The sequence below is a fragment of the Pseudomonas sp. BLCC-B112 genome, assembly GCF_028550695.1.
Taxonomy (GTDB): domain Bacteria; phylum Pseudomonadota; class Gammaproteobacteria; order Pseudomonadales; family Pseudomonadaceae; genus Aquipseudomonas; species Aquipseudomonas danubii.
This window is the reverse complement of record NZ_JAQQGK010000016.1, coordinates 60,859-80,176: the sequence shown is the minus strand read 5'-3', so window position 1 is coordinate 80,176 and position 19,318 is coordinate 60,859. Positions and strand designations below refer to the sequence as shown.

Here is a 19,318-nt window from a genome sequence, read left to right as displayed (position 1 = left end):
ACATGTTTCAACCGATCGGGTCATCAAGGCAGCTAAAACGAGAAGACCTTGAAAGGGATGGCTGTAAGAGCGAAACCATAAGTGGCCGTGACCGCAGCAACGGATATGCACACCCATAAGACCGCAACCTCAGGTTTTACGGCCGCTACGCGCCCGAGCGGGAGCCAGCTCCCTCTCCACATCATCATTCCTGGCTATGAACCCAAGGCATTAAAAGAGAAATAAATTATTGTAATCAGATAATTATTTATCAATAATTCGCCACCCCCAACGTTTTGCAAGGAATGACGCATGAACCCCCAAATAAATGGCTCAGCCCAATACCGCTTACGACGGGTCGGCCTGCTGGCCGCGATCCTGGCCTGGGTCATGGGTGTGGTCGAGGTCGGTGGCAATGCCGGAATGTGGATCTACAACAAGGATCAGGTTCTGGGTGCCCTGCTCAGCGTCTTCGCCGACCACTCGCCGCGTCTGCTGGAAGCCGATTTCAAACTCTCTTCGCTGAGCTTCACCCTGCTGGTGATCCTCGACTTCCTGCCCTTGCTGCTGTCGAGCTTCGCCCTGTACCTGACCGGGGTGTTCTTCCTGCGCCTGTCGCGCGGCGAAACCTGGAGCGATCGCAACATCCGCATCCTCTGGCGCGTGGGCATGCTGTGGATCGTCGCCCCGGCCACCTTCCCGATGATGGAAACCCTGCAAGGCCTGGCCCTGTCCATCGACCTGCCGCCCGGCCAGCGCATTCTGCAGATCTCCGCGGGCTTCTCGTCCTACGCGGCCTATGAGGTGGTCAAAGGAATCTTGCTCTGCTCGTTTTCCATTATCATGCGCGACGCCAAAGTCCTCAGTGATGAGCACAGTCACTACATATAGAACAATGAGATGACCATTATCGTTCGGCTTGACGTTGTCATGGCTAAAAACAAGATTCGCTCCAAAGAGCTGGCCGCCATCCTGGGCATTACCGAGGCGAATCTGTCGTTGCTGAAAAATGGCAAGGTCAAGGGGATGAAAATCGAGACCCTGGACAAACTCTGCGCTGCACTCGACTGCCAGCCCGGTGACCTTCTGGAATACCAGGCCACCGAGCCCGCGTAACCCCCCGCGTTTGTTTGATCCGAGTCCCGTTCGTTAAAGCCTTACCACTCCTCACGTTGCACATTGGCTTATTCATGACTCGCTACCTGCTCTGCCCGCTGCTTTTACTCGCCTGTCTTTTGACCGGCTGCGCCAACAAACTCGAAGTGGCCATCGCCGCTACCCCGGCTCCGGACTACTACTTCGATCCCCAGGCCCCGGTGCTGGTGACCGTCAACGGCGCCAACGACGCCCACGGCCTCAACGCCAGCTACTACCTGCGCGACATGGTCGCGGCCCTGCACGGCATGGGCTTCAAGCAGGTCTACACCGAGACATCGCTGCCCAAGAACCCCCCACCGTTTCGCATGAACTTCACCCTCGACGTGGGCAGCGAAAAGACCAGCTACCGCTACACCGCCACCGACTACGGTCAGGTACCCAGCAGCACCAAGACGGTGTGCAAGCAGAGCACCAAGAAGGACAAGAACCTGGTCTGCAACAGCACCCCGAGCACCACCTGGGGCCCGGTGGGTTCCTCGGAGCGCACCGGCTACACCACCCTCAGCACCTTCAACATCAAGGCCAAGGACGAGCAGAGCCGGCGCACCGTGTTCCTGCTGCGGGCCTCGTCCTATAACGAGGACTGCCAGGACGCCAAGGTCGAGGACTTCCTGGTGCAGGAAAGCCTGAACAACCTGGACTTCAAAAACCGGGTGCAACGCAAATACACCGTCACCCTGCCCGAAGGTCACAGCTGCAACTAAGCGCCTACCGCGCACCGGGCGACACGCCTACAATCGCCCCTCGCCGCCCGCCCGATCCCCCTCGCGCGGGCGCAGCCCCCTCAACGACAAGGCGCAGGTCGAACATGCCCCTGGACTGGAATGCCTGGGAAATAGAACCCGGATCGGCGGTGGACGAACAGCTGATCGCCCAGGTGCAGCAACGCCTCGGCGTCGAGTTCCCGGCGCTGTACCTGGAGCTGGTGCAGTACGCCGCGGCCGCCACGCCAGGGATCGGTACATTCCCTTATGGCAACGGCTACGCCTGCATCAGCGAGTTCTTCGAATTCGGCCTGGACAACCAACCCTGGAGCCTGCTCTGGTACGCCAGCCCCGGCCGCGTGCCGGGGCTCGCCGCCGGTTGCCTGCCGATTGCCCGGGATGCCGGTGGCCTGCTGATTTGCCTGGACTTCAACAGCCAGAAGGTGGCGGTGGAAGTCTTCGATCCCGAGAGCGCCAGGCGCTACCCGGTGGCGGCCGACTTCAAGGCCTTTGTCGAGCTGTGGCAACCATGAACACGCCAGGCAAATGGATAGTCGTGCCCACCAGCCAAGAGGCCCAGCAACGCCTGGACCTGGACCAGTGCCTGCCGGGCGACCTGGAGGAACTGGCCCTGTCCCCGGAGCAGTGGGCGGTGCTGTCGCGCAGCGACCTGCTACCGAGCCTGAACCGCGCCCTGGGCAGCCTGATCGACGACTACGAAGACACCTCGATCCAGGGCCAGGCCGCCCTGGCCACGGCCCTGTCGATCCTGATGCAGGCCGCGACGCCCGAGGATGAACTTATCCACAGGCTGATCGCCCTGAATCGACTGGCCCTGGAACGGGATACCGGCCTGTACTTCTACTTCTGAGGCACAGGCCAAGGAGCTGACCTGCGCCACCGAGTCGGCCAGCGACACGCTGCCCACACTCATCAAGGCAACGGCGATCAATCGCCTTACCGCACTTTTCATACCATCTCCCTGTCGTTGCCCCTAAGCGGGCTTCGGGCTGTTCCCGGCGCCGCGTGACCTTGGCTTGACGTTGTCGATCCTTGGACATTTAGCCAGAAAGCAGGTCTGCCCCCTCAAGCACGGGCGTTATGCGCCAGTATCAGGCTGTGGGGCAGCAAGGCGAAAAAGGCATTGCGCTGCTGGCAGGCACACCCGGCCAGGTAGCCACCGACATAGAGCGCCGCTGACCCCAGCATCCCGGACAGGGCAAATAGCAAAATCCCCGCGCCCAAGGCGTCCTGGTGCCGCAGCAAGGGAAAGCGCCGGCGCAGTTCATCGCCCCGGGCCAGGACCACCTGGCGAATGTGCGCCGCTCGCTGTTGTGCGTTCATCCGCTCGGGGCTTGCAGAAATACCCTGCATGATTCCATCCTCTGGTCAGTGATGTGTGCATCCTGCCCCGAGCCCCGGCTCCGGGCCCTAGCCGTAAACGCCAACCTGTTGACCGGACGCGCCAATCGCATGACCGAAGCCACTTCCCTTGCCAGCTGGACCCGCGCCTTGCGCAAGCAACTGGACGCCCTCGACCTCGACAGCGACGCACTGTGCCGCGCAGCCGGGCTCGACCCGCAATTGATGGATGACCCCAACGCCCGCTACCCGCTGTCGGCCACCACCCGCCTGTGGCATCTCGCCGTGCAGGCCAGCGGCGACCCGGCCATTGGCCTGCGGGTGTCGCGCTTTGTCAGCCCCACCACCTTTCATGCCCTGGGCTACGCCCTGGTGGCCAGCGGCAGTCTGCGGGAAGTGTTCGAGCGCATCGTGCGTTATCACCAGGTGGTCAGCGATGCCCTGGAACTGGCCCTGACCCGCGAGCCGGACCGCTACCGGTTCTTCCTCAAGGTGCCCGAAGGCGCGCCGCAGCCGGCCATCGAGGGCATCGACGCGTTTGCCGCGATCTACGTGCGCACCTGCCGTAACCGCCTGGGCCGCGACTACGCGCCGCTGGCCGTGCATTTGCGGCGCCCGGCCCCGGCGGACCCGAGCCAGTGGCACAAGGTGTTCCGCTGCCCGGTGCACTTTGCCGCCGCCGACGACTGCCTGGAATTCGGCCTGCATGATTTCGACAGCCACCTGGACGACGCCAACCCGGAACTGGCCGAGCACAACGAAGCGGTGCTCAAGCGCACCCTGTTGCAACTGCGGCCGCTGACCTGGGAGCGCAAGGTGCGCGGCGTGATCGAAGCCCAATTGCCGGAAGGCGAACCCTCCGCGGAACGAGTCGCCCAGGCCCTGCACCTGAGCCTGCGCAGCCTGCAACGGCACCTGGCGGATGAAGGCACGCGCTTCGACACCCTACTCAACGAATGCCGGGAGAACCTCGCCCTGCTGCACCTACGGGACCTGGAATGTTCCCTGAGCGAAATCAGCTGCCTGCTGGGCTTTGTCGACGCCAGCAGCTTCAGCCGGGCGTTCAAGCGCTGGACCGGGATGACCCCGGGGCAGTTTCGCGACGGTTTGCGTTGAGCCCCTGCGCCGGCCAGCCGGTTCCTACAGGTGCAGCGACGGGTGCAACCTCCACCAGTAAAAAAACCGCGAAAAAGACTCTGCCGATCTACACTGCACAATGCATCAAATAGGATGCATTAAATAATTTTCAGTAAAAATGCATTGCATACAATGCGGAATAAATCCCATGGAAAGCCTTGGACAACTGATCCGGACCCTGCGCAAAGAGCGCAAGCTCTCGCAGCAGGCACTGGCAGCACAATACGGCATGAGCCGCGCCACTATCTCGGGGATTGAAAACAACACCATTACCGAAATCGGCTTGCGCAAGATCGAAGCCATTCTCAATGGTTTTGGCTACGAGCTCAGCGCCGTGCCCCGCCCCCGGCAACGCCCGACCCTGGACAGCCTGAAACAGGCGCATTTCCATGACTGAGCAACAGCGGCTGCACATCCGTGTGGCCGGCATGGCGGTGGGCACTCTCGGCCGTGGCCAGGCGCAGGCGGACTCGGTTTTCACCTACAGCGACAACACCTCGCCCCGCGACGCGGTCTCGCTGACCATGCCGCCACGCCTGGCGAGCTATGGCTGGGATCGAGGCCTGCTACCGGTGTTCGATATGCACCTGCCGGAAGGTTCGCTGCGTGATGAACTGCTGCGCCGTTTCAGCAAGGCGGTGCGCGGTTTCGACGACTTCGCTCTGCTATCGATCGTGGGGCCGCACCAACTGGGTCGGGTGGCCATCAGCACAACGCAATCACCCCAGGCGCCCCTGCCGGAAACCAGCCTGGAGGACCTGTTGGTGCATGACGGTGCCGAGGGACTGTTCGAGGATCTATTGGCGACCTATGGCCAGTATTCAGGGGTTTCCGGGGTGCAGCCCAAAGTCCTGATCCGCGACAGCACCAACAGCGTCGAACGCCTGACCCATCGCGGCGCTACTCATTTGGTGAAGGCTTTTCGCGCCGATCAATACCCCCACCTGGCCGCCAACGAATTCTTCTGCATGCGTGCGGCGCTGCATGCCGGCCTGCCAGTGCCGGAGATCGAACTCAGCCAGAATGGCCAGTTCCTGGTGGTCAAACGTTTCGACCTGAGCGCCCAGGGCTACCTGGGTTTCGAGGATTTCTGCGTGCTCAACGCCTGGCCGGCAAAAGCCAAGTACGACGGCTCCTACGAAGGCGCGGCGAAACAGATCAAGGCCTTTGTCTCCCCACACCTACTGAACCGGGCCTTGGAGTCATTCTTCAAGATCGTGGCGTTGTCGGCCGGACTGAGAAATGGCGATGCCCATCTGAAGAACTTCGGCGTGCTGTACCCCGACACGGATGTGGAAGCCCCCGTCAGCCTGGCACCGGCCTTTGATCTGGTGACCACGTCGGTCTACATCAAGGCGGACAGCCTGGCGCTATTGCTGGGAGGCTCCAAGGCCTGGCCCAAACGCCAGGCGCTGCTGCGCTTCGCCCGCACGGCGTGCAACCTCAGCGAAGGCCGCAGCCATGAACTGTTGCAACAGGTCGAGCACGGCATGGCACAGGCGATGGGCGAGATGCAGGTCTATAGCGCGGCACATCCCGCCTTCAAGGGCATGGCCGAGGCCATGAGCGAGGCCTGGAAAACCGGTGTGGCGCGCAGCCTGACCCGTTGATCCGGTCACCGTTAAAGAACCGCAAAACCCAGTTCGAACACCGTGGCCTGCCCCTCGCTCGCGACCCGCACCTGACCGCCATGCAGCAGCATGATCGAGCGCACGATGGCCAGGCCCAGGCCGCCGGAATCCCCCGGTTCGGCGCGGGAGGGGTCAACCCGGTAGAAGCGATCGAACAACCGGGGCAGATGCTCAGGGGCAATCGCCGGGCCCTGGTTGTGCACCTGCAGCCAGCACCAGCCGGCTTCGTCGCGGCGTCGCAGGCGGATCAGCGAACCCGCGTCGGCGTGGCGCACGGCGTTGGCCAGGAGGTTGCCCAGGGCCCGTTGCAGCAGTTGCTGATCAGCCAGCAGCTCGCCGTAAAAACCGTTCTCCAGACGGATTTGCCGGTCATCGGCCAGGGCTTCGAAGTAGTCGCACAACTGCGCGCCGACGCCCGAGAGTGACAGCAGCTGGCGGTCCAGCGCCGCATCGGCCTGCTCGGCCCGGGCCAGGAACAGCAGGTTCTCGGCCATGCGTCCCAGGCGCTCGAACTCCTCCATGTTGGAGGCCAGCACTTCCTGGTACTCCGCGGCGCTGCGGGGCTGGTTCAGGGCCAGGCCGTTGCTGCCCAACAGGTTGTGCAACGGCGTGCGGATTTCATGGGCCAGGTCGGCGGAGAACTGCGACAAGCGCTGAAAGCTCTCCTCCAGGCGCGCCAGCATGGCGTTCAAGGCTTGCACCGGCTCGTGGAATTCGGCCGGGATGCCGCTGGTGTGCAGGCGTCGGTCGAGGCTGCGCAGATCGATCTCGCGCACCGACTCGCTGAGCTGACGCAGCGGCTGCAAGCCCCGGCGCAACAGCAGCAGGCCCAGGGCGAAGGCCAGCAAGGCCCCCAGGCCTACCGCCAGGTACAGGCGCAGGCGGTAGCTGGCGAGCATCTGCTCGCGCTCGCTGAGCACCTTCCCGGCAATCACCGTCAGGGCCTCGCCCTTGGGGCCGCTGGCCTGCCCCGCCAGCAGCGCCAGCGGAACCTGGTCGCTGCCCGGCCAGAGGAGGATGTCGCGGCGTTGCGGGCGCTGCTCACGGGCAATCGGCAGCAACTCGGGCAAGCGCTGTTGCCGGGGGTTGATGCCGATCACCGTCGAGCCATCGGCCCGCAGCACCAGCAGCAGGCTTTCCTGGTTGCCCAGCATGTTCTGGTACAGCCGGGGCCGGGCTTGCAGGGCGGCCAGGCTGTCGCTGTCCTGCAGCAGGGCGCGCACCTGTTCCAGACGTCCCAACAGGGCGAGGTCATCGCGGTAGGCGATTTCCTCGGCCAGGGAGCGGTAGAGGAACACCCCGATCACGCTGAGCACCAGGGCGCAGACCGCGGCGAAGGCCAGGGCCAGCCGCCAGGCGATGGAACTAGAGCGCTTCATCCGGGGCTTCCAGCTGGTAGCCGACGCCACGCACGGTGTGGATCAGCTTGGGCATGTAGGGATCGTCGACCTTGGCCCGCAACCGGCGCACCGCCACTTCCACCATGTTGGTGTCGCTGTCGAAGTTCAGGTTCCACACCTGGGAGGCAATCAGGGTCCGCGACAGCACTTCGCCCTGGCGGCTGGCCAACAGGTGCAGCAGGGCGAACTCCTTGTTGGTCAGGGCAATGCGTTGGCCGCCACGGCTGACCCGACGGCGCAGCACGTCGATCTCCAGGTCGGCGATGCTGAAGGATTCAGCCTCGCGCAGCGGCCCGCGGCGCAGCAGAGTGCGGACCCGGGCCAGCAGTTCGGCGAAGGCAAAGGGCTTGAGCAGGTAGTCGTCGGCGCCCAGCTCCAGGCCACGGACCCGGTCTTCGATGGCGTCCTTGGCGGTGAGGAACAGCACCGGGGTGGCGCCGCGCTGGCGGATCAACTGCAGCAACTGCCAGCCGTTGAGACCGGGGAGCATCACGTCGAGGATGATCAGGTCGTATTCCTGCTGCTCGATGAAATAGCGCCCGTCCAGGCCGTTCAGGGCCACGTCCACAGCGAATCCGGACTCTCCCAGCCCCTTGGCCAGGAAATTCGCGGTCTTGGCTTCGTCTTCAACTACCAGCAAACGCATGGTGCACCTCGGAAATGATCGGCACAGGCTAGGCGCCCCGCGCGCGATTGCCCATTACAAACTTGTAATCCAACTGACGAGGTTCTGACGAGGACGGCTGGCTAAGGTGGCGACCTGTCTTTCAGGAGCCTTCCCATGATCTGCAAAACCCTCGTTCTAAGCGTTGGTCTGGGCCTTGCCGGCACTGCCCTGGCGGCCCCGGAACTTCCGCGTCACGCAGAGCTGGACCTGGCCACCGCCCGTCAGTTGGCGGACGCCAGCCTGGCCCAGTGCACGGCCGTGGTGTCGGTGCTGGACCGTGGCGGCAACCTCTTGGTGACCCTGCGCGCTGATGGCGTCGGCCCGCACAACACCCTCGCCAGCCAGCGCAAGGCGTATACCGCGCTGTCCACCAAGACCCCTACCCGGCTGTTCGCCGAGCGGGCGCGCAACAACCCCGAGGCGGCCAATCTCAACACCTTGCCGGAGCTGCTGTTGCTCGGCGGCGGCATTCCCTTGTTTGCCGGCAACCAGCTGGTGGGCGCGATGGGCATTGCCGGTGCGGGCGGCGCGGCGCAGGACGAGGCGTGCGCGTTACAGGCGGCACAGCGGGTGGGGTTGGCGGCCGAGGCCGGACGTCAGTGAACTGGAGTGCCGCGCCCGCGTTGCGCTAATGCGCAGCCTCGCGGGCTCGGCAGCGGCTACAGAGTCTGTTGTTTGTTCAATCGAGAAAGGAGTGGGACATGAATATTTTGCGTAATAGCCTGGCGGCCATCGGCCTCTGCGGTCTGTCGAGCCTGGCCCTGGCGGCGGGCAATCCCTTGAGCGTGCACGTGCTCAACCTGGAGAACGGCCTGCCCTCGCCGGGGGTCAAGGTGACCCTGGAGCAACATGTGGGCCAGGACTGGAAAGCCCTGTCCAGCGGCGTGACCAACGAGCAGGGGCGGATCAGCGAGCTGTTTCCCGCTGGCCAGGCACTGACGGCGGGCGAATACCGGGTGGTGTTCAAGACCGGCGAATACTTCAAGCAGGCCAAGCGCGATACCTTCTTCCCGGAGATTCCGGTGATTTTCGAGGTCAAGCAGACCGAGCAGCACTACCACATTCCGCTGTTGCTCAGCCCTTATGGCTTCTCGACCTATCGCGGTTCGTAGGAGCTGGCTGCTGACGAGGGCGGTCTTGCGGGCCTCTTCGCTGGCAAGCCAGATCCTACGGTCGGCAGAGAAATCGCGCGGGATTTTGTAGGAGCCGGCTTGCCGGCGAAGGCGGTCTTGCGGGCCCCTTCGCTGGCAAGCCAGCGCCTACAGGCCGGCGAGGACGCGCAGGCGCTCGGTGTCGAGGATTTCGATCTCGCCGTAGCTCAGGCGCAGGATACCCTGGTGCTGCAGGTCCTTGAGGATCTGGTTGGTGGTCTGGCGCGACAGCGAGAGCATCAGCGCCAGTTGCTCCTGGGGCAGTTGCAGCAGGCTGCGACTTTGGCTGACTTCGCCGTAGCCGCCGGCCATCGCCAGCAGGCGACTGGCCACACGAGCCGGCGCCGGCATCAGGCTCAGTTGTTCCAGGTTGATGAAGGCCAGGCGCAGTTTGTGACTCATCAACAGCGCGAACTGGCGCCAGTACTGCGGCTGTTGCTCCAACAGTTGCAACAAGCTCGACTGCGGCACCTGAAGCAGGGTGCAGGCACCCTCGGCGTAGGCATCGTGGGTACGCGGCTGGCCGTCGAACAGGCAGATCTCGCCAAACCAGTGCGGCGCTTGCATCAGGCTGAGCAAGGCTTCCTTGCCCTGCTCGCTGACGGCTCCCACCCGCACCGTCCCTTCCAGCACCGCGTACAAGCCGCAGGGCGGATCGCCACGCAGGAACAGGCATTGCCCCGGCGCCAAGCGGCGCAGGCGGGCACCGCCGAGCAAACTATTCTGTAAGGAATCCGGCAGGTGGCTGAACCACTGGCCGGTCATCAGGCAGTCACGCCACTGATGCATGTCCATGAACAGGTTTTTTCCTCAAGGCATCGGCGTGATTGTCGCCTAGCTGACAGTGCCGTGATCGGCGGCCGGGCATGATCGGGCCACCCTAACGGAGGAACAACAATGAAAAGCCTCGTTGATCATCTGAGTCAATACGCCGCCTACCACCGCGACCCGCGCAATATCGCCAGCCACTTTATCGGCATTCCCATGATCGTTCTGGCGGTGGCGGTGCTGCTGTCCCGTCCCGCCTGGCCGCTGGCGGGCATCGTGCTGTCGCCGGCCGTGCTGCTGGCCCTGGCCTCGGCGGTGTTCTACCTGCGCCTGGAGTTGCGCCTGGGCGTGTTGATGAGTGTGCTGATGGGGCTGTCGGTCTGGGCCGGGCAAGCGCTGGCAGCGCAAAGCACCGGGCTGTGGTTGAGCAGCGGCCTGGGCCTGTTCGTGATCGGTTGGGTGATCCAGTTCATCGGCCATTACTACGAAGGCCGCAAGCCGGCCTTTGTCGATGATCTGTCGGGTTTGATCGTCGGCCCGCTGTTCGTGGTGGCCGAACTGGTGTTCCTGCTGGGGCTGCGCCATGACTTGAAACAGGCCATCGAACAGCGTTCGGGCCCCGTGGCCCTGCGCCAGAAAAAAGCCATGATCTGAAGTCCCCGGCCGGGCGTGCCGACTGCACGCCCGGCCAGGATGGGTCACAAGCCGCCAAACTCCACTCGCACCGTCAGTGCGCCCTGGTTGTCCTTCAGGCCGACACCGTAACGCCCGTCCAGGTCGTCATTGATGCACAGCTGCAACTCTCCTTGCTGGCCCGCCGGTATCTGCGCCAGATCGCCGATCAGAAAGGGCGTGCCAGCGCTCCCGACGCGGCCGATCAGCGCCCCCTCGCTGGCCCCCGGCAAGGTATAGCCGGACTTGGCGATGTAGACCGGATTGCCCCGGCCGTCCACCATGCCCCCCGCCGGACTGGCAGACCAGCGCCCGCTGACGTAGCGCACCAATTGCGCACTGATCCCATTGAGTTGCACCCCGGTGCCTTGCCAGGGCTGATTGGCCTGGACCGTCACGGTGCTGGCCTTGAGCTCGTTGGCGAGCACATCGGCGGCCTGGAACGACAACGCGGCAATGGTCAGGCTCGGATTGGACGTGCCGCTGCTGGGAAACACCCCGTCTCCCACCAGGAACAGATTGCGGTGATCCCAACTGCGCTGATGCTTGTCCACCACCGAGTCCCTGGGGTTGTCCCCCATGCGGTAAGTCCCCATCAGGTGCCCGGCGCCCTGGAAGCTGTAGGGCTCGCCGTCGTAGACGAAGAACCCGGGGTTGGTCTTGGGGTCCGGCTTGAGGTCCGTGAGTTCGGTGGCCCCCAGCAGCTCGGTGATGATGTAGGTGGCGGCCTGCCGGGCCTGTTTGAAGCCCTCCTTGGTGTAGTCCGACAGGTTGTAGTGAATCTCCGGACGGGGGATGCCCAGGCGGTCCTTGTACTCGGTAGAAGGGACTATGTAGCAGTCGGCGTGGTCCGGATCCTTCTCCACCTGTTCCACCAGGAAGGCAATTCGGAACTGGCGGATCAGGCGGTCGTTGAGGGCACGGATCAGGTCCGCTCCAAACAACGCCTGGGGATCATGCTTGTCTCCGGGCAACGGGTTGGTGTGGCTGTTGTTCTGGCCGTCGATCAGGTCGCACACCGTGGTGTAGGGATCGCCGATCGGCCAGTTCAGGCCCTCATTGCCGATCTCGATGCGCCAGGCCGCCCGGTGGCTGCGAAAGGCCCCATCGCGCAGGCTCTCGATGCCCGCCGTGGACACCGGCCCACGATAAGGGAACACCGTCTGCCCTGGCGGCATCAGCCCCCAGGCCAGGTAGATCGGGTGGTCCGACAGGCTGCGCCCGACCTGGAGACTGCTGTTGGCCACGCCATTGGGTGCCTCGGGACAGGCTGAGTTGAGCAACAGCTTGGGGGTCTCGATGGCGTGGGCGGCGATCACATAGTGCTGCCCCAGGGCCACGCCATTGGCGGTGGGCGGGCCGTCCCCCAACTGGTACTGGATGAACTCGATGCCGCTGATGCTGGACTTGCCATCGACCCGGACCTTGCTCGCCACGCTCTTGTACAGCACCCGGACATTGCCGGTCTCCAAGGCCTTGTTCAGGGTCACCGTGGCGTCGTACTTGGCCTGGATCGGGCAGATCGGCGTGCAGTTGGTATTGCCCGCACAGACCCGGCGCCCGGCATAAGGCTCGGAGTTGCGCCCGGCCGGCGTCGGGCTCACGAACAGTGGCATGCCGGCAAACGAATGGCCCTTGAGCGCCTTGATGAAACGCTCGTCCACCAGGGACAGCGGAATGCTGTGCATGGGGAATTGATAATCCTCGGGAAAGGTCATGCCCAGGTAGTCCTGGTCACCCACATCCGCCGCCACGCCGATCTCCGCCTCGGCGCGGCAGTAGGCGCTTTGCAGATCCTGGTAGCCGATGGGCCAGTCGACCCCGACGCCGTACAGCGACTTGAGGCGAAAGTCATTGGGCAGCATGCGCAGGCAGGTGGCGACCCAGTGCCAGGTGGTGCCGCCGCCCACCCGCTCATAGGTGCTGGTGAAGGCCAGCGGGCCTTTCTGCACCAGGTAGCTGGTCTGCGGGTTCTGCCAGCCGTTGATCAGGTCGGCAATGGTTGGGCGCGGCGCGTTCTGCTGGTCCGGCTGCAGCTCGGGGTACAGCTGCGGCTGCAGGTTGCTGGCCGGCGGGTACGGCGACTCGGGAGTCTTCAGGGTGGCGTTATAGAAGCGCTCCATGTATTGCGTGCGATTGGCCGGAATGCTCGGCCCGGACTCCAGCACCAGCACCTTGACCCCGGCCAGCCCCAGTTGATAGGCGATGATGCTACCGGCCAGGCCGGCGCCGACTATCACCACATCCGCTTGTTCAGTGCTCATGACGAAGCTCCTTGCTGCCCCTTGGCGGGCACACCGGTAAAGGCCTCCAGGCTCGGCGGCGTCTCGTTCCAGTAGCCGAAATGAAACTGGCTGTAGCCCATGGGATGGGCCTGGGCGGCCTTCCAGGCCCAGCTTTGCTGGTACGCCAGGTCGGACACGACCCACTGCTGCCCGGCCTTGAAGCTGCTGGCGTCATAAGGCTGGTACCAGACCCCTAGCAGCCACATTTTCATGATCGAACGACAGGCCTTGGCCGCAGGTGTGGCCGCCGGCTTGCCGTTGCTCATCAGCAGCGCCCGGGCGATCTGTTCCGGGCTCTGCTGGTCAGCCACCAGGCTGGCGTACTGGCTCAGCAGGTCATTGAGTTGGGCCTCGGTCAGCTTCGGGCGGATATAGGCCAGAAACTGGCTGGGCAGGTCGATGGGGTCGATCGACGGCGCCAGCAAGGCCTTGCCGATCCCCAGCAACGCCGAGGACAGGCCGACAAAGTTCTCACGCTCGGTGCTCATGGTTTGCTCCCTGCGGCGCCAGTGGATTGGGCACGCTCCAACAGATAGGTGAAGTCGGCGAAGGTGGTGCGGGGGTTCTGGGTGACCCGGGTGGTCGCGTTGTTGTGGCAATCCATGCAACTGGAGGACGCCTGGGGCACCGTGCCCTGGATATAGGTTTCCAGGGTGGCGTTGGCGAGGAAGGTCGGGGCCGGGCTGCCCAGGGGATTGGTCGGCGACGGCGTCTCGCAGTCAGGGGCCGGATCGGCGGGCCATTGGGTGTCGATCATCTGGTAGTTGGCCCAGACACTCTGCGGGTTGGCCGTGCGCAGCAGCGCCTGGTAGGTGCTGTTCAGTGCCTTGGCGGCCTCGGTCAGCGGAATCTCGCGGACGATCTGCGACGGCGTGGCCTTGACCGCCGGGTTCCAGGGCCGGGGCGGCGGCTCGTTGACCTTGGCCGGGCTGGCGGCGTTGTAGAACAGGTACGGACCTTTGCGCTGCTCCGGAGGGGTGGTTTTTTCCGGCACGTTGTCCACGTGTTCGAAGGTCGACCAGACCCACTGCGGCGCCAGTGCGGTCTTGTGCACGATGTGCAGGCCCACCAGGCCCACCGCCTCGGCCTTGCACGACTCTTCCACGATGGGCCCATGGGTCGGATCGCTGTTGCCGGGGGTATAGACCAGGGCGTCCACCGTATGGAAGCGGCTGCGCTGGTCGTTGCCGTCCAGCACCTTCCACGAGGCCTTGACCATGATTGCGCCGAGTTTCTGATGGGGATTGGAGCTGCAACTGAAGGCCACGCGGTTGTTCGGGCTGGCGGCGAAATACGCCTGCTGGCCCTGGACGCTATACAGGCCCTTGTCGACGATATCGTTGAACATCGGCCGGTTGACCACGATTTCGTTACGGGTGTAGGTGCCGCTCTGGTCCACCAGCGGGCCGCTCTGGAACGGCTGGATGAACTCGTCGAGCACACCCGCGACCTTGCCCATCTGTTGCAGCAGGCGCCCGGATTTGAGCCCCTCACAGGGTTTGGGAAGAATCGCCGGAGCCTCCCAGGCCAAAGGCTTCTCACCCTTGGCCCGGAAGATCTGATAGCTCTCTTTCCAGCCTTCCCAGACGGTGGGACCGTCCTCCTTGCCGATGGGCCCAACGCCGGGACTGCCGTCGGCCTGGGCTGGCCAGTTGAGGGCGATGAAGGTCTGCCAGGACAGCACGTCAAAATCGCGCTGCAGGCTTTCCAGGGTCGGTTCCGGGGGGGCGGTCACTGCAACGTCGTAGGGTATGCGCGAGGACAGGTCTGGGGGCGCGAGCGCCAGGGCCAGAGGGCTGAGCAGTGCACCGCAGAGTGCACAACCGAACCTCGGACCGGGCCGATGGACTTCCTTTTTCATGCTTGTCTCCTTGGCATCAGGCTGGCCAGGAGACAGAACGCTGGTCCTTCAAGGACTCTTCAATTGCGCCCTCCTGGCACAGTTTCCAGCGTAGATAAGGAAACTTGCGCCCAGGGCACGGGCCATAGATCGAATCGAGCTAGCAGCAATAGCGAACGCCATCACCCACCGTCGATACGCGACATCCTCTGCGTAGGAGCCGGCTTGCCGGCGAAGGGCCTTCGAGCCAGGTGCAAACCTGGAGGACGCTTTCGCTGGCAAGCCAGCTCCTACAGCGGGCGTGATGTCGGTGGGGTCAGAGGCTGGAGTGTTTCTGCCAGACCTTGGGCTTGAAGAACAGCGTCTCGCCACGGGCCAGGCCGATCAGGCTGTCGTGGTCCTTCACCACTTCGGCCTCGATCAGCTCGCTCTGGCCTTCGACCTTGAGGGTGACCCGGGTGGTAGCGCCCAGGGGACGGATGTCGCGCACTTCGGCGGCGTGATGGTCTTCCAGTTCCGAACGCGACAGCGACACTTCGTGGGGACGGAACAGCACGTGGTTGTCCTCCCCCAGGTGCAGGCGGTTGGAGTCACCCAGGAAGTGATAGACGAAGTCGCTGGCCGGGTTCTCGTAGACGTCCCCCGGGGAGCCGATCTGTTCGATCACACCCTTGTTCATCACCACGATGCGGTCCGCCACTTCCATGGCTTCTTCCTGGTCGTGGGTAACGAACACCGAAGTCAGGTTGATGTCTTCGTGCAGCCGCGCCAGCCAGCGCCGCAGCTCCTTGCGTACCTTGGCATCGAGGGCGCCGAAGGGTTCGTCCAGCAGCAGCACCTTGGGCTCCACCGCAAGGGCGCGGGCCAGGGCGATACGCTGGCGCTGGCCGCCGGACAGTTGCTCCGGGTAACGGTCGGCGAGCCAGTCCAGTTGCACCATGTTCAGCAGCTCATGGACCTTCTCGGCGATCTTGCTCTCGCTGGGGCGCTGGTTCTTGGGCTTCATGCGCAGGCCGAAGGCGACGTTGTCGAACACGCTCATGTGGCGGAACAGGGCGTAGTGCTGGAACACGAAACCGACGTTGCGATCGCGCACGTCGTGGCCGGAAACGTCCTCGCCGTGGAACACGATGCTGCCGTCATCCGGCGTTTCCAGGCCGGCGATGATGCGCAGCAGGGTGGTCTTGCCGCAGCCGGACGGGCCCAGCAGAGCCACCAGCTCGCCGCTGTGGATATCCAGGTTGATGCTGTTCAGGGCCTTGAAGGCGTTGAAGTTCTTGCTGACATTACGGACTTCGATCGACATGACTTATTCCTCCGCGGCGCTGGCGCGCAGGCGGTTGATTCGGGATTCGCTCCACTGCTTGAGCAGCAGGATGAACAACGCAAGGATCAGCAGCAGGCTGGCGACGGCAAAGGCGGCCACGTGGTTGTACTCGTTGTAGAGGATTTCCACGTGCAGCGGCAGGGTGTTGGTGACCCCGCGAATGTGCCCGGACACCACCGACACCGCGCCGAATTCGCCCATGGCTCGGGCGGTACAGAGCACCACGCCGTAGATCAGGCCCCATTTGATATTGGGCACGGTGACGTGCCAGAACATCTGCCAGCCATTGGCCCCCAGCAACCTGGCGGCTTCCTCTTCCTGGGTGCCCTGCTCCTGCATCAGCGGGATCAGTTCCCGGGCGACGAAGGGCACGGTGACGAAGATGGTGGCCAGGACGATGCCGGGCAAGGCGAAGACGATCTGGATGTCGTGATCCGAAAGCCACGGGCCGAACAGGCCCTGGGCGCCGAACATCAGCACATAGACCAGGCCGGCGATCACCGGCGACACCGAGAACGGCAGGTCGATCAGGGTCACCAGGATGCTCTTGCCACGGAACGAGTACTTGCTCACGCACCAGGCGGCGCTGACCCCGAACACCAGGTTCAGGGGCACCGAGATCAGCACCGCGATCACCGTGAGTTTCAGCGCCGACAAGGCATCGGGCTCGAAGATCGCTTCAAAGAACGCACCGATGCCCAGCTTCAGGCCCTGGGACACCACGATGAACAACGGCAGCAGCAAAAACAGGGCAAAGATCAGCCAGCCGAGGCCAATCAGCACCCGCCGTGAGGTGGCGCTGCCACGGCGGGCGGCGTTGGCCGACGAGGCGGCGATAGACGATTGAGACATGAGTCGCGCCTCCTTATGGACGTTCGATGCGCCGCTGCAGCAGGTTGATCAGCAGCAACAGGATGAAGGAAACCACCAGCATCAGCACGCCGATGGAAGTGGCGCCGGTGTAATCGTACTGGTCGAGCTTGACCATGATCAGCAGGGGCAGGATTTCGGTCTTCATCGGCATGTTGCCGGCGATGAAGATCACCGAGCCGTACTCGCCAACGCCCCGGGCGAAGGCCAGGGCAAAGCCGGTGAGCCAGGCCGGCAGCAAGGCCGGCACCAGGATATGGCGGAACACCTGCCAGGGTTTGGCGCCCAGGCAGGCGGCGGCCTCTTCCACTTCACGGGGAATGTCCGCCAGCACCGGCTGCACCGTGCGCACCACGAATGGCAGGGTGACGAAGGTCAGCGCCAGGGTGATGCCCAGGGGCGTGTAGGCAATCTTGAAGCCCAGGTCGGTGGCGAACTGTCCCACCAGGCCGGTGGGCGCGTAGAGCGCGGTCAGGGCAATGCCGGCCACGGCAGTGGGCAAGGCAAACGGCAGGTCGATCATGGCATCGATGACCTTGCGCCCGGGGAAGCTGTAGCGCACCAGGACCCAGGCCAGCAGGGTGCCGATGACGCCGTTGATCATGGCCGCATACAGCGCGGTACCGAAGCTCAGCTTGAGCGCGGCGAGCACCCTTGGCGCCGAAATAATCGCCCAGAACTGTTCCCAGGTGAGTTGCGCGGCATGCACGAACATCGCCGCCAGGGGGATGAGCACAATCAGGCTGAGGTACACCAAGGTGTAGCCCAGCGTCAGCCCGAAGCCGGGTATGACGGGGGAGATACGACGCGACATAAAAGTCCTTGGTTAACGGAACGGATACGCAAAGCCCGCAACTGAATGCGGGCTCTACCTGGTAGGAGCCGGCTTGCCGGCGAAGGGGCCTGCAGCCTGGTGTGGCCCTTGAGGGCGCCTTCGCTGGCAAGCCAGCTCCTACAACAGGTTTACTGGGCCGTGTAGATCTGGTCGAACACACCACCGTCGTTGAAGAATTTCGGTTGGGCAGTCTTCCAGCCGCCGAAGTCCTTGTCGATAGTCACCAGGTCCAGTTTGGGGAACTGCTGGGCATATTTGGCGGCGACATCCTTGTCCCGCGGGCGGTAGAAGTTCTTCGCGGCAATTTCCTGGCCGGCCGGGCTGTACAGGTGCTTGAGGTACGCCTCGGCGATCTCGGTGTTGCCTTTCTTCTCGGCGTTCTTGTCCACCACCGCCACGGGTGGCTCGGCGAGGATCGACAGCGAAGGCACGACGATGTCGAACTTGTCGGCGCCGCCGTCTTCCTTGAGGGCCAGGAAGGCCTCGTTTTCCCAGGCCAGCAACACGTCGCCCTGACCGTTGTTGACGAAGGTGATGGTCGAGCCGCGAGCGCCGGTGTCCAGCACCGGCACGTGCTTGAACAGCTCTTTGACGTATTCCTGAGCCTTGGCTTCGCTGCCGCCGGTTTTCAGGCCATAGGCCCAGGCGGCAAGGAAGTTCCACCGCGCACCGCCGGAGGTTTTCGGGTTCGGGGTGATCACCGAGACGTCTTTCTTGATCAGGTCGCCCCAGTCCTTGATGCCTTTGGGGTTGCCCTTGCGCACCAGGAACACGATGGTCGAGGTGTAGGGGGTGCTGGCGTCGGGCAGGCGTTTCTGCCAGTCCGCCGGCAGGGTCTTGCCGAGCTTGGCGATTTCGTCGATGTCACCGGCCAGGGCCAGGGTCACCACGTCGGCGCGCAGGCCGTCGATCACCGCCCGCCCCTGTTTGCCGGAACCACCATGGGATTGCTGGATCTTCACGTTGTCGCCGGGATGCGATTGCTTCCAAAAGTTTGTGAACTCGGCGTTGTAGTCCTGGTACAGCTCGCGGGTCGGGTCGTAGGACACGTTGAGCAGCTCGTAATCCTTGGCAACGGCGGAACCGGCAAAAACGGCGCTGGCGAGGGCGGCCAGGGCATAACGGCGAATCGACGACATGATGGAGCTCCCGAAATTTTTTAACGTGCTGGCATTTTTCTTATGGCGAATCAGGCCCGCATTCGTGGGCGAATGCTGGGGTTCAGACTGGGGGTCATGGATGACGCCCTCCGGTTGTCCAGTCGGGCCTCTCGATCACGAGAGGGTGATGCGGTCTTCGGCTGCGCTGCAGTCAGCTGGGTTTGTTGCCGGGCTGTTGCAGGCGGAATTTTTCCTTGCGTTCGATCTGCACGACCTGGGCGTTGTGCACGGTGATTTCCACCGCGCCAAAGCGCAGGTCGCGCAGGGCGCTTTGAATTTCCCGCAAGATGGTTGCTTCGTCCTGGCCGTCAACGCTACGTAGAGATGCGCTCATGGTGCTGCTCCTGAGTGAAAGGTGCCTGGCAGTGGCGG

At 63.8% G+C, this 19,318-nt stretch carries 22 protein-coding genes and 1 pseudogene; 11 read left to right on the top strand and 12 right to left on the bottom strand.

What is annotated here, in order from left to right:
- Nucleotides 1-291 precede the first annotated feature (291 nt).
- The 5 genes from PQT43_RS29620 to PQT43_RS29600 all read left to right on the top strand — a co-directional run bounded on the left by PQT43_RS29620 (nt 292) and on the right by PQT43_RS29600 (nt 2,712).
- Nucleotides 292-870: a hypothetical protein gene (locus PQT43_RS29620; protein ID WP_102882711.1), complete on the top strand. Its 579-nt coding sequence runs from the start codon at nt 292-294 to the stop codon at nt 868-870.
- A 9-nt stretch (nt 871-879) separates the two neighbouring features.
- Nucleotides 880-1,095: a helix-turn-helix domain-containing protein gene (locus PQT43_RS29615; RefSeq protein ID WP_011058598.1), complete on the top strand. Its 216-nt coding sequence runs from the start codon at nt 880-882 to the stop codon at nt 1,093-1,095.
- Nucleotides 1,096-1,169: 74 nt separating this feature from the next.
- Complete coding sequence (locus tag PQT43_RS29610; RefSeq protein WP_272755418.1) at nt 1,170-1,841, top strand: hypothetical protein; 672 nt, start codon at nt 1,170-1,172, stop codon at nt 1,839-1,841.
- A 104-nt stretch (nt 1,842-1,945) separates the two neighbouring features.
- Nucleotides 1,946-2,374 (top strand): SMI1/KNR4 family protein, encoded by a 429-nt coding sequence (locus tag PQT43_RS29605; RefSeq protein WP_272755416.1) that lies wholly within the window; start codon nt 1,946-1,948, stop codon nt 2,372-2,374.
- Nucleotides 2,375-2,397: 23 nt separating this feature from the next.
- Complete coding sequence (locus tag PQT43_RS29600; protein WP_272755414.1) at nt 2,398-2,712, top strand: hypothetical protein; 315 nt, start codon at nt 2,398-2,400, stop codon at nt 2,710-2,712.
- Between the two features lie 242 nt (nt 2,713-2,954).
- On the opposite strand, the pseudogene PQT43_RS29595 reads toward PQT43_RS29600, so the two are convergent.
- Nucleotides 2,955-3,215, bottom strand: a pseudogene (locus tag PQT43_RS29595) (fatty acid desaturase); the annotation flags it as partial.
- 99 nt (nt 3,216-3,314) lie between these two features.
- On the opposite strand from PQT43_RS29595, the gene PQT43_RS29590 reads away from it, so the two are divergent.
- From PQT43_RS29590 to PQT43_RS29580, 3 genes are all read left to right on the top strand, one after another.
- The gene (locus PQT43_RS29590) at nt 3,315-4,319 is read left to right on the top strand and encodes an AraC family transcriptional regulator (RefSeq protein WP_272755412.1); all 1,005 of its coding nucleotides are present in this window, start codon (nt 3,315-3,317) and stop codon (nt 4,317-4,319) included.
- Nucleotides 4,320-4,488: 169 nt separating this feature from the next.
- Nucleotides 4,489-4,737 (top strand): helix-turn-helix domain-containing protein, encoded by a 249-nt coding sequence (locus PQT43_RS29585; RefSeq protein WP_253085846.1) that lies wholly within the window; start codon nt 4,489-4,491, stop codon nt 4,735-4,737.
- Nucleotides 4,730-5,950 (top strand): type II toxin-antitoxin system HipA family toxin, encoded by a 1,221-nt coding sequence (locus PQT43_RS29580; protein WP_253085845.1) that lies wholly within the window; start codon nt 4,730-4,732, stop codon nt 5,948-5,950. Before PQT43_RS29585 ends, PQT43_RS29580 begins: the two co-directional genes overlap by 8 nt.
- Nucleotides 5,951-5,961: 11 nt before the next feature.
- Here PQT43_RS29580 and PQT43_RS29575 read toward each other — a convergent pair whose 3' ends face one another.
- Both PQT43_RS29575 and PQT43_RS29570 read right to left on the bottom strand, forming a co-directional pair.
- The gene (locus PQT43_RS29575; protein WP_272755410.1) at nt 5,962-7,350 is read right to left on the bottom strand and encodes a heavy metal sensor histidine kinase; all 1,389 of its coding nucleotides are present in this window, start codon (nt 7,348-7,350) and stop codon (nt 5,962-5,964) included.
- Nucleotides 7,337-8,017: a heavy metal response regulator transcription factor gene (locus tag PQT43_RS29570; RefSeq protein ID WP_041115126.1), complete on the bottom strand. Its 681-nt coding sequence runs from the start codon at nt 8,015-8,017 to the stop codon at nt 7,337-7,339. Before PQT43_RS29570 ends, PQT43_RS29575 begins: the two co-directional genes overlap by 14 nt.
- A gap of 135 nt (nt 8,018-8,152) precedes the next feature.
- Here PQT43_RS29570 and PQT43_RS29565 point away from each other — a divergent pair, with 135 nt between their 5' ends.
- Together PQT43_RS29565 and uraH are read left to right on the top strand one after the other, a co-directional pair.
- Complete coding sequence (locus PQT43_RS29565; protein ID WP_272755409.1) at nt 8,153-8,641, top strand: GlcG/HbpS family heme-binding protein; 489 nt, start codon at nt 8,153-8,155, stop codon at nt 8,639-8,641.
- Between the two features lie 98 nt (nt 8,642-8,739).
- The gene (gene uraH, locus PQT43_RS29560; protein ID WP_102862589.1) at nt 8,740-9,150 is read left to right on the top strand and encodes a hydroxyisourate hydrolase; all 411 of its coding nucleotides are present in this window, start codon (nt 8,740-8,742) and stop codon (nt 9,148-9,150) included.
- 147 nt (nt 9,151-9,297) lie between these two features.
- Here the strand turns inward: uraH and PQT43_RS29555 are convergent, their stop codons facing one another.
- Nucleotides 9,298-9,984, bottom strand: coding sequence for a Crp/Fnr family transcriptional regulator (locus PQT43_RS29555; protein WP_272755408.1), 687 nt, complete (start codon nt 9,982-9,984; stop codon nt 9,298-9,300).
- A gap of 102 nt (nt 9,985-10,086) precedes the next feature.
- On the opposite strand from PQT43_RS29555, the gene PQT43_RS29550 reads away from it, so the two are divergent.
- A complete protein-coding gene (locus PQT43_RS29550) occupies nt 10,087-10,611 on the top strand; it encodes an Mpo1 family 2-hydroxy fatty acid dioxygenase (RefSeq protein ID WP_272755407.1) in 525 nt (174 codons plus the stop codon).
- A gap of 44 nt (nt 10,612-10,655) precedes the next feature.
- On the opposite strand, the gene PQT43_RS29545 is transcribed toward PQT43_RS29550, so the two are convergent.
- The 8 genes from PQT43_RS29545 to oscA form a co-directional block, all read right to left on the bottom strand.
- Nucleotides 10,656-12,893, bottom strand: a complete 2,238-nt coding sequence (locus PQT43_RS29545) for a GMC family oxidoreductase (RefSeq protein ID WP_110651230.1) — start codon at nt 12,891-12,893, stop codon at nt 10,656-10,658.
- On the bottom strand, nt 12,890-13,402 hold the full coding sequence (locus PQT43_RS29540) for a sorbitol dehydrogenase (RefSeq protein ID WP_102882702.1): 513 nt from the start codon (nt 13,400-13,402) through the stop codon (nt 12,890-12,892). Before PQT43_RS29540 ends, PQT43_RS29545 begins: the two co-directional genes overlap by 4 nt.
- Nucleotides 13,399-14,775 (bottom strand): cytochrome C, encoded by a 1,377-nt coding sequence (locus tag PQT43_RS29535; RefSeq protein ID WP_102882701.1) that lies wholly within the window; start codon nt 14,773-14,775, stop codon nt 13,399-13,401. Before PQT43_RS29535 ends, PQT43_RS29540 begins: the two co-directional genes overlap by 4 nt.
- 295 nt (nt 14,776-15,070) lie before the next feature.
- Nucleotides 15,071-16,060 (bottom strand): sulfate/molybdate ABC transporter ATP-binding protein, encoded by a 990-nt coding sequence (locus PQT43_RS29530; RefSeq protein WP_102882700.1) that lies wholly within the window; start codon nt 16,058-16,060, stop codon nt 15,071-15,073.
- A 3-nt stretch (nt 16,061-16,063) separates the two neighbouring features.
- Nucleotides 16,064-16,933, bottom strand: coding sequence for a sulfate ABC transporter permease subunit CysW (gene cysW, locus PQT43_RS29525; RefSeq protein ID WP_016968484.1), 870 nt, complete (start codon nt 16,931-16,933; stop codon nt 16,064-16,066).
- Between the two features lie 13 nt (nt 16,934-16,946).
- Nucleotides 16,947-17,765: a sulfate ABC transporter permease subunit CysT gene (gene cysT, locus PQT43_RS29520; RefSeq protein WP_102862585.1), complete on the bottom strand. Its 819-nt coding sequence runs from the start codon at nt 17,763-17,765 to the stop codon at nt 16,947-16,949.
- 149 nt (nt 17,766-17,914) lie between these two features.
- Entirely contained in the window at nt 17,915-18,925 is a 1,011-nt protein-coding gene (locus PQT43_RS29515) for a sulfate ABC transporter substrate-binding protein (RefSeq protein WP_102882699.1), read from the bottom strand.
- Nucleotides 18,926-19,097: 172 nt separating this feature from the next.
- The gene (gene oscA, locus PQT43_RS29510; protein ID WP_022643503.1) at nt 19,098-19,280 is read right to left on the bottom strand and encodes a sulfur starvation response protein OscA; all 183 of its coding nucleotides are present in this window, start codon (nt 19,278-19,280) and stop codon (nt 19,098-19,100) included.
- Nucleotides 19,281-19,318: the final 38 nt, after the last annotated feature.

Excerpts from the sequence above, each read along its gene's own strand:
- PQT43_RS29620 (WP_102882711.1), top strand. The coding sequence starts at position 292 with ATGAACCCCCAAATAAATGGCTCAGCCCAATACCGCTTACGACGGGTC.
- PQT43_RS29615 (WP_011058598.1), top strand. The coding sequence starts at position 880 with ATGACCATTATCGTTCGGCTTGACGTTGTCATGGCTAAAAACAAGATT.
- PQT43_RS29610 (WP_272755418.1), top strand. The coding sequence starts at position 1,170 with ATGACTCGCTACCTGCTCTGCCCGCTGCTTTTACTCGCCTGTCTTTTG.
- PQT43_RS29605 (WP_272755416.1), top strand. The coding sequence starts at position 1,946 with ATGCCCCTGGACTGGAATGCCTGGGAAATAGAACCCGGATCGGCGGTG.
- PQT43_RS29590 (WP_272755412.1), top strand. The coding sequence starts at position 3,315 with ATGACCGAAGCCACTTCCCTTGCCAGCTGGACCCGCGCCTTGCGCAAG.
- PQT43_RS29585 (WP_253085846.1), top strand. The coding sequence starts at position 4,489 with ATGGAAAGCCTTGGACAACTGATCCGGACCCTGCGCAAAGAGCGCAAG.
- PQT43_RS29580 (WP_253085845.1), top strand. The coding sequence starts at position 4,730 with ATGACTGAGCAACAGCGGCTGCACATCCGTGTGGCCGGCATGGCGGTG.
- PQT43_RS29575 (WP_272755410.1), bottom strand. The coding sequence starts at position 7,350 with ATGAAGCGCTCTAGTTCCATCGCCTGGCGGCTGGCCCTGGCCTTCGCC.
- PQT43_RS29570 (WP_041115126.1), bottom strand. The coding sequence starts at position 8,017 with ATGCGTTTGCTGGTAGTTGAAGACGAAGCCAAGACCGCGAATTTCCTG.
- PQT43_RS29565 (WP_272755409.1), top strand. The coding sequence starts at position 8,153 with ATGATCTGCAAAACCCTCGTTCTAAGCGTTGGTCTGGGCCTTGCCGGC.
- uraH (WP_102862589.1), top strand. The coding sequence starts at position 8,740 with ATGAATATTTTGCGTAATAGCCTGGCGGCCATCGGCCTCTGCGGTCTG.
- PQT43_RS29555 (WP_272755408.1), bottom strand. The coding sequence starts at position 9,984 with ATGGACATGCATCAGTGGCGTGACTGCCTGATGACCGGCCAGTGGTTC.
- PQT43_RS29550 (WP_272755407.1), top strand. The coding sequence starts at position 10,087 with ATGAAAAGCCTCGTTGATCATCTGAGTCAATACGCCGCCTACCACCGC.
- PQT43_RS29545 (WP_110651230.1), bottom strand. The coding sequence starts at position 12,893 with ATGAGCACTGAACAAGCGGATGTGGTGATAGTCGGCGCCGGCCTGGCC.
- PQT43_RS29540 (WP_102882702.1), bottom strand. The coding sequence starts at position 13,402 with ATGAGCACCGAGCGTGAGAACTTTGTCGGCCTGTCCTCGGCGTTGCTG.
- PQT43_RS29535 (WP_102882701.1), bottom strand. The coding sequence starts at position 14,775 with ATGAAAAAGGAAGTCCATCGGCCCGGTCCGAGGTTCGGTTGTGCACTC.
- PQT43_RS29530 (WP_102882700.1), bottom strand. The coding sequence starts at position 16,060 with ATGTCGATCGAAGTCCGTAATGTCAGCAAGAACTTCAACGCCTTCAAG.
- cysW (WP_016968484.1), bottom strand. The coding sequence starts at position 16,933 with ATGTCTCAATCGTCTATCGCCGCCTCGTCGGCCAACGCCGCCCGCCGT.
- cysT (WP_102862585.1), bottom strand. The coding sequence starts at position 17,765 with ATGTCGCGTCGTATCTCCCCCGTCATACCCGGCTTCGGGCTGACGCTG.
- PQT43_RS29515 (WP_102882699.1), bottom strand. The coding sequence starts at position 18,925 with ATGTCGTCGATTCGCCGTTATGCCCTGGCCGCCCTCGCCAGCGCCGTT.
- oscA (WP_022643503.1), bottom strand. The coding sequence starts at position 19,280 with ATGAGCGCATCTCTACGTAGCGTTGACGGCCAGGACGAAGCAACCATC.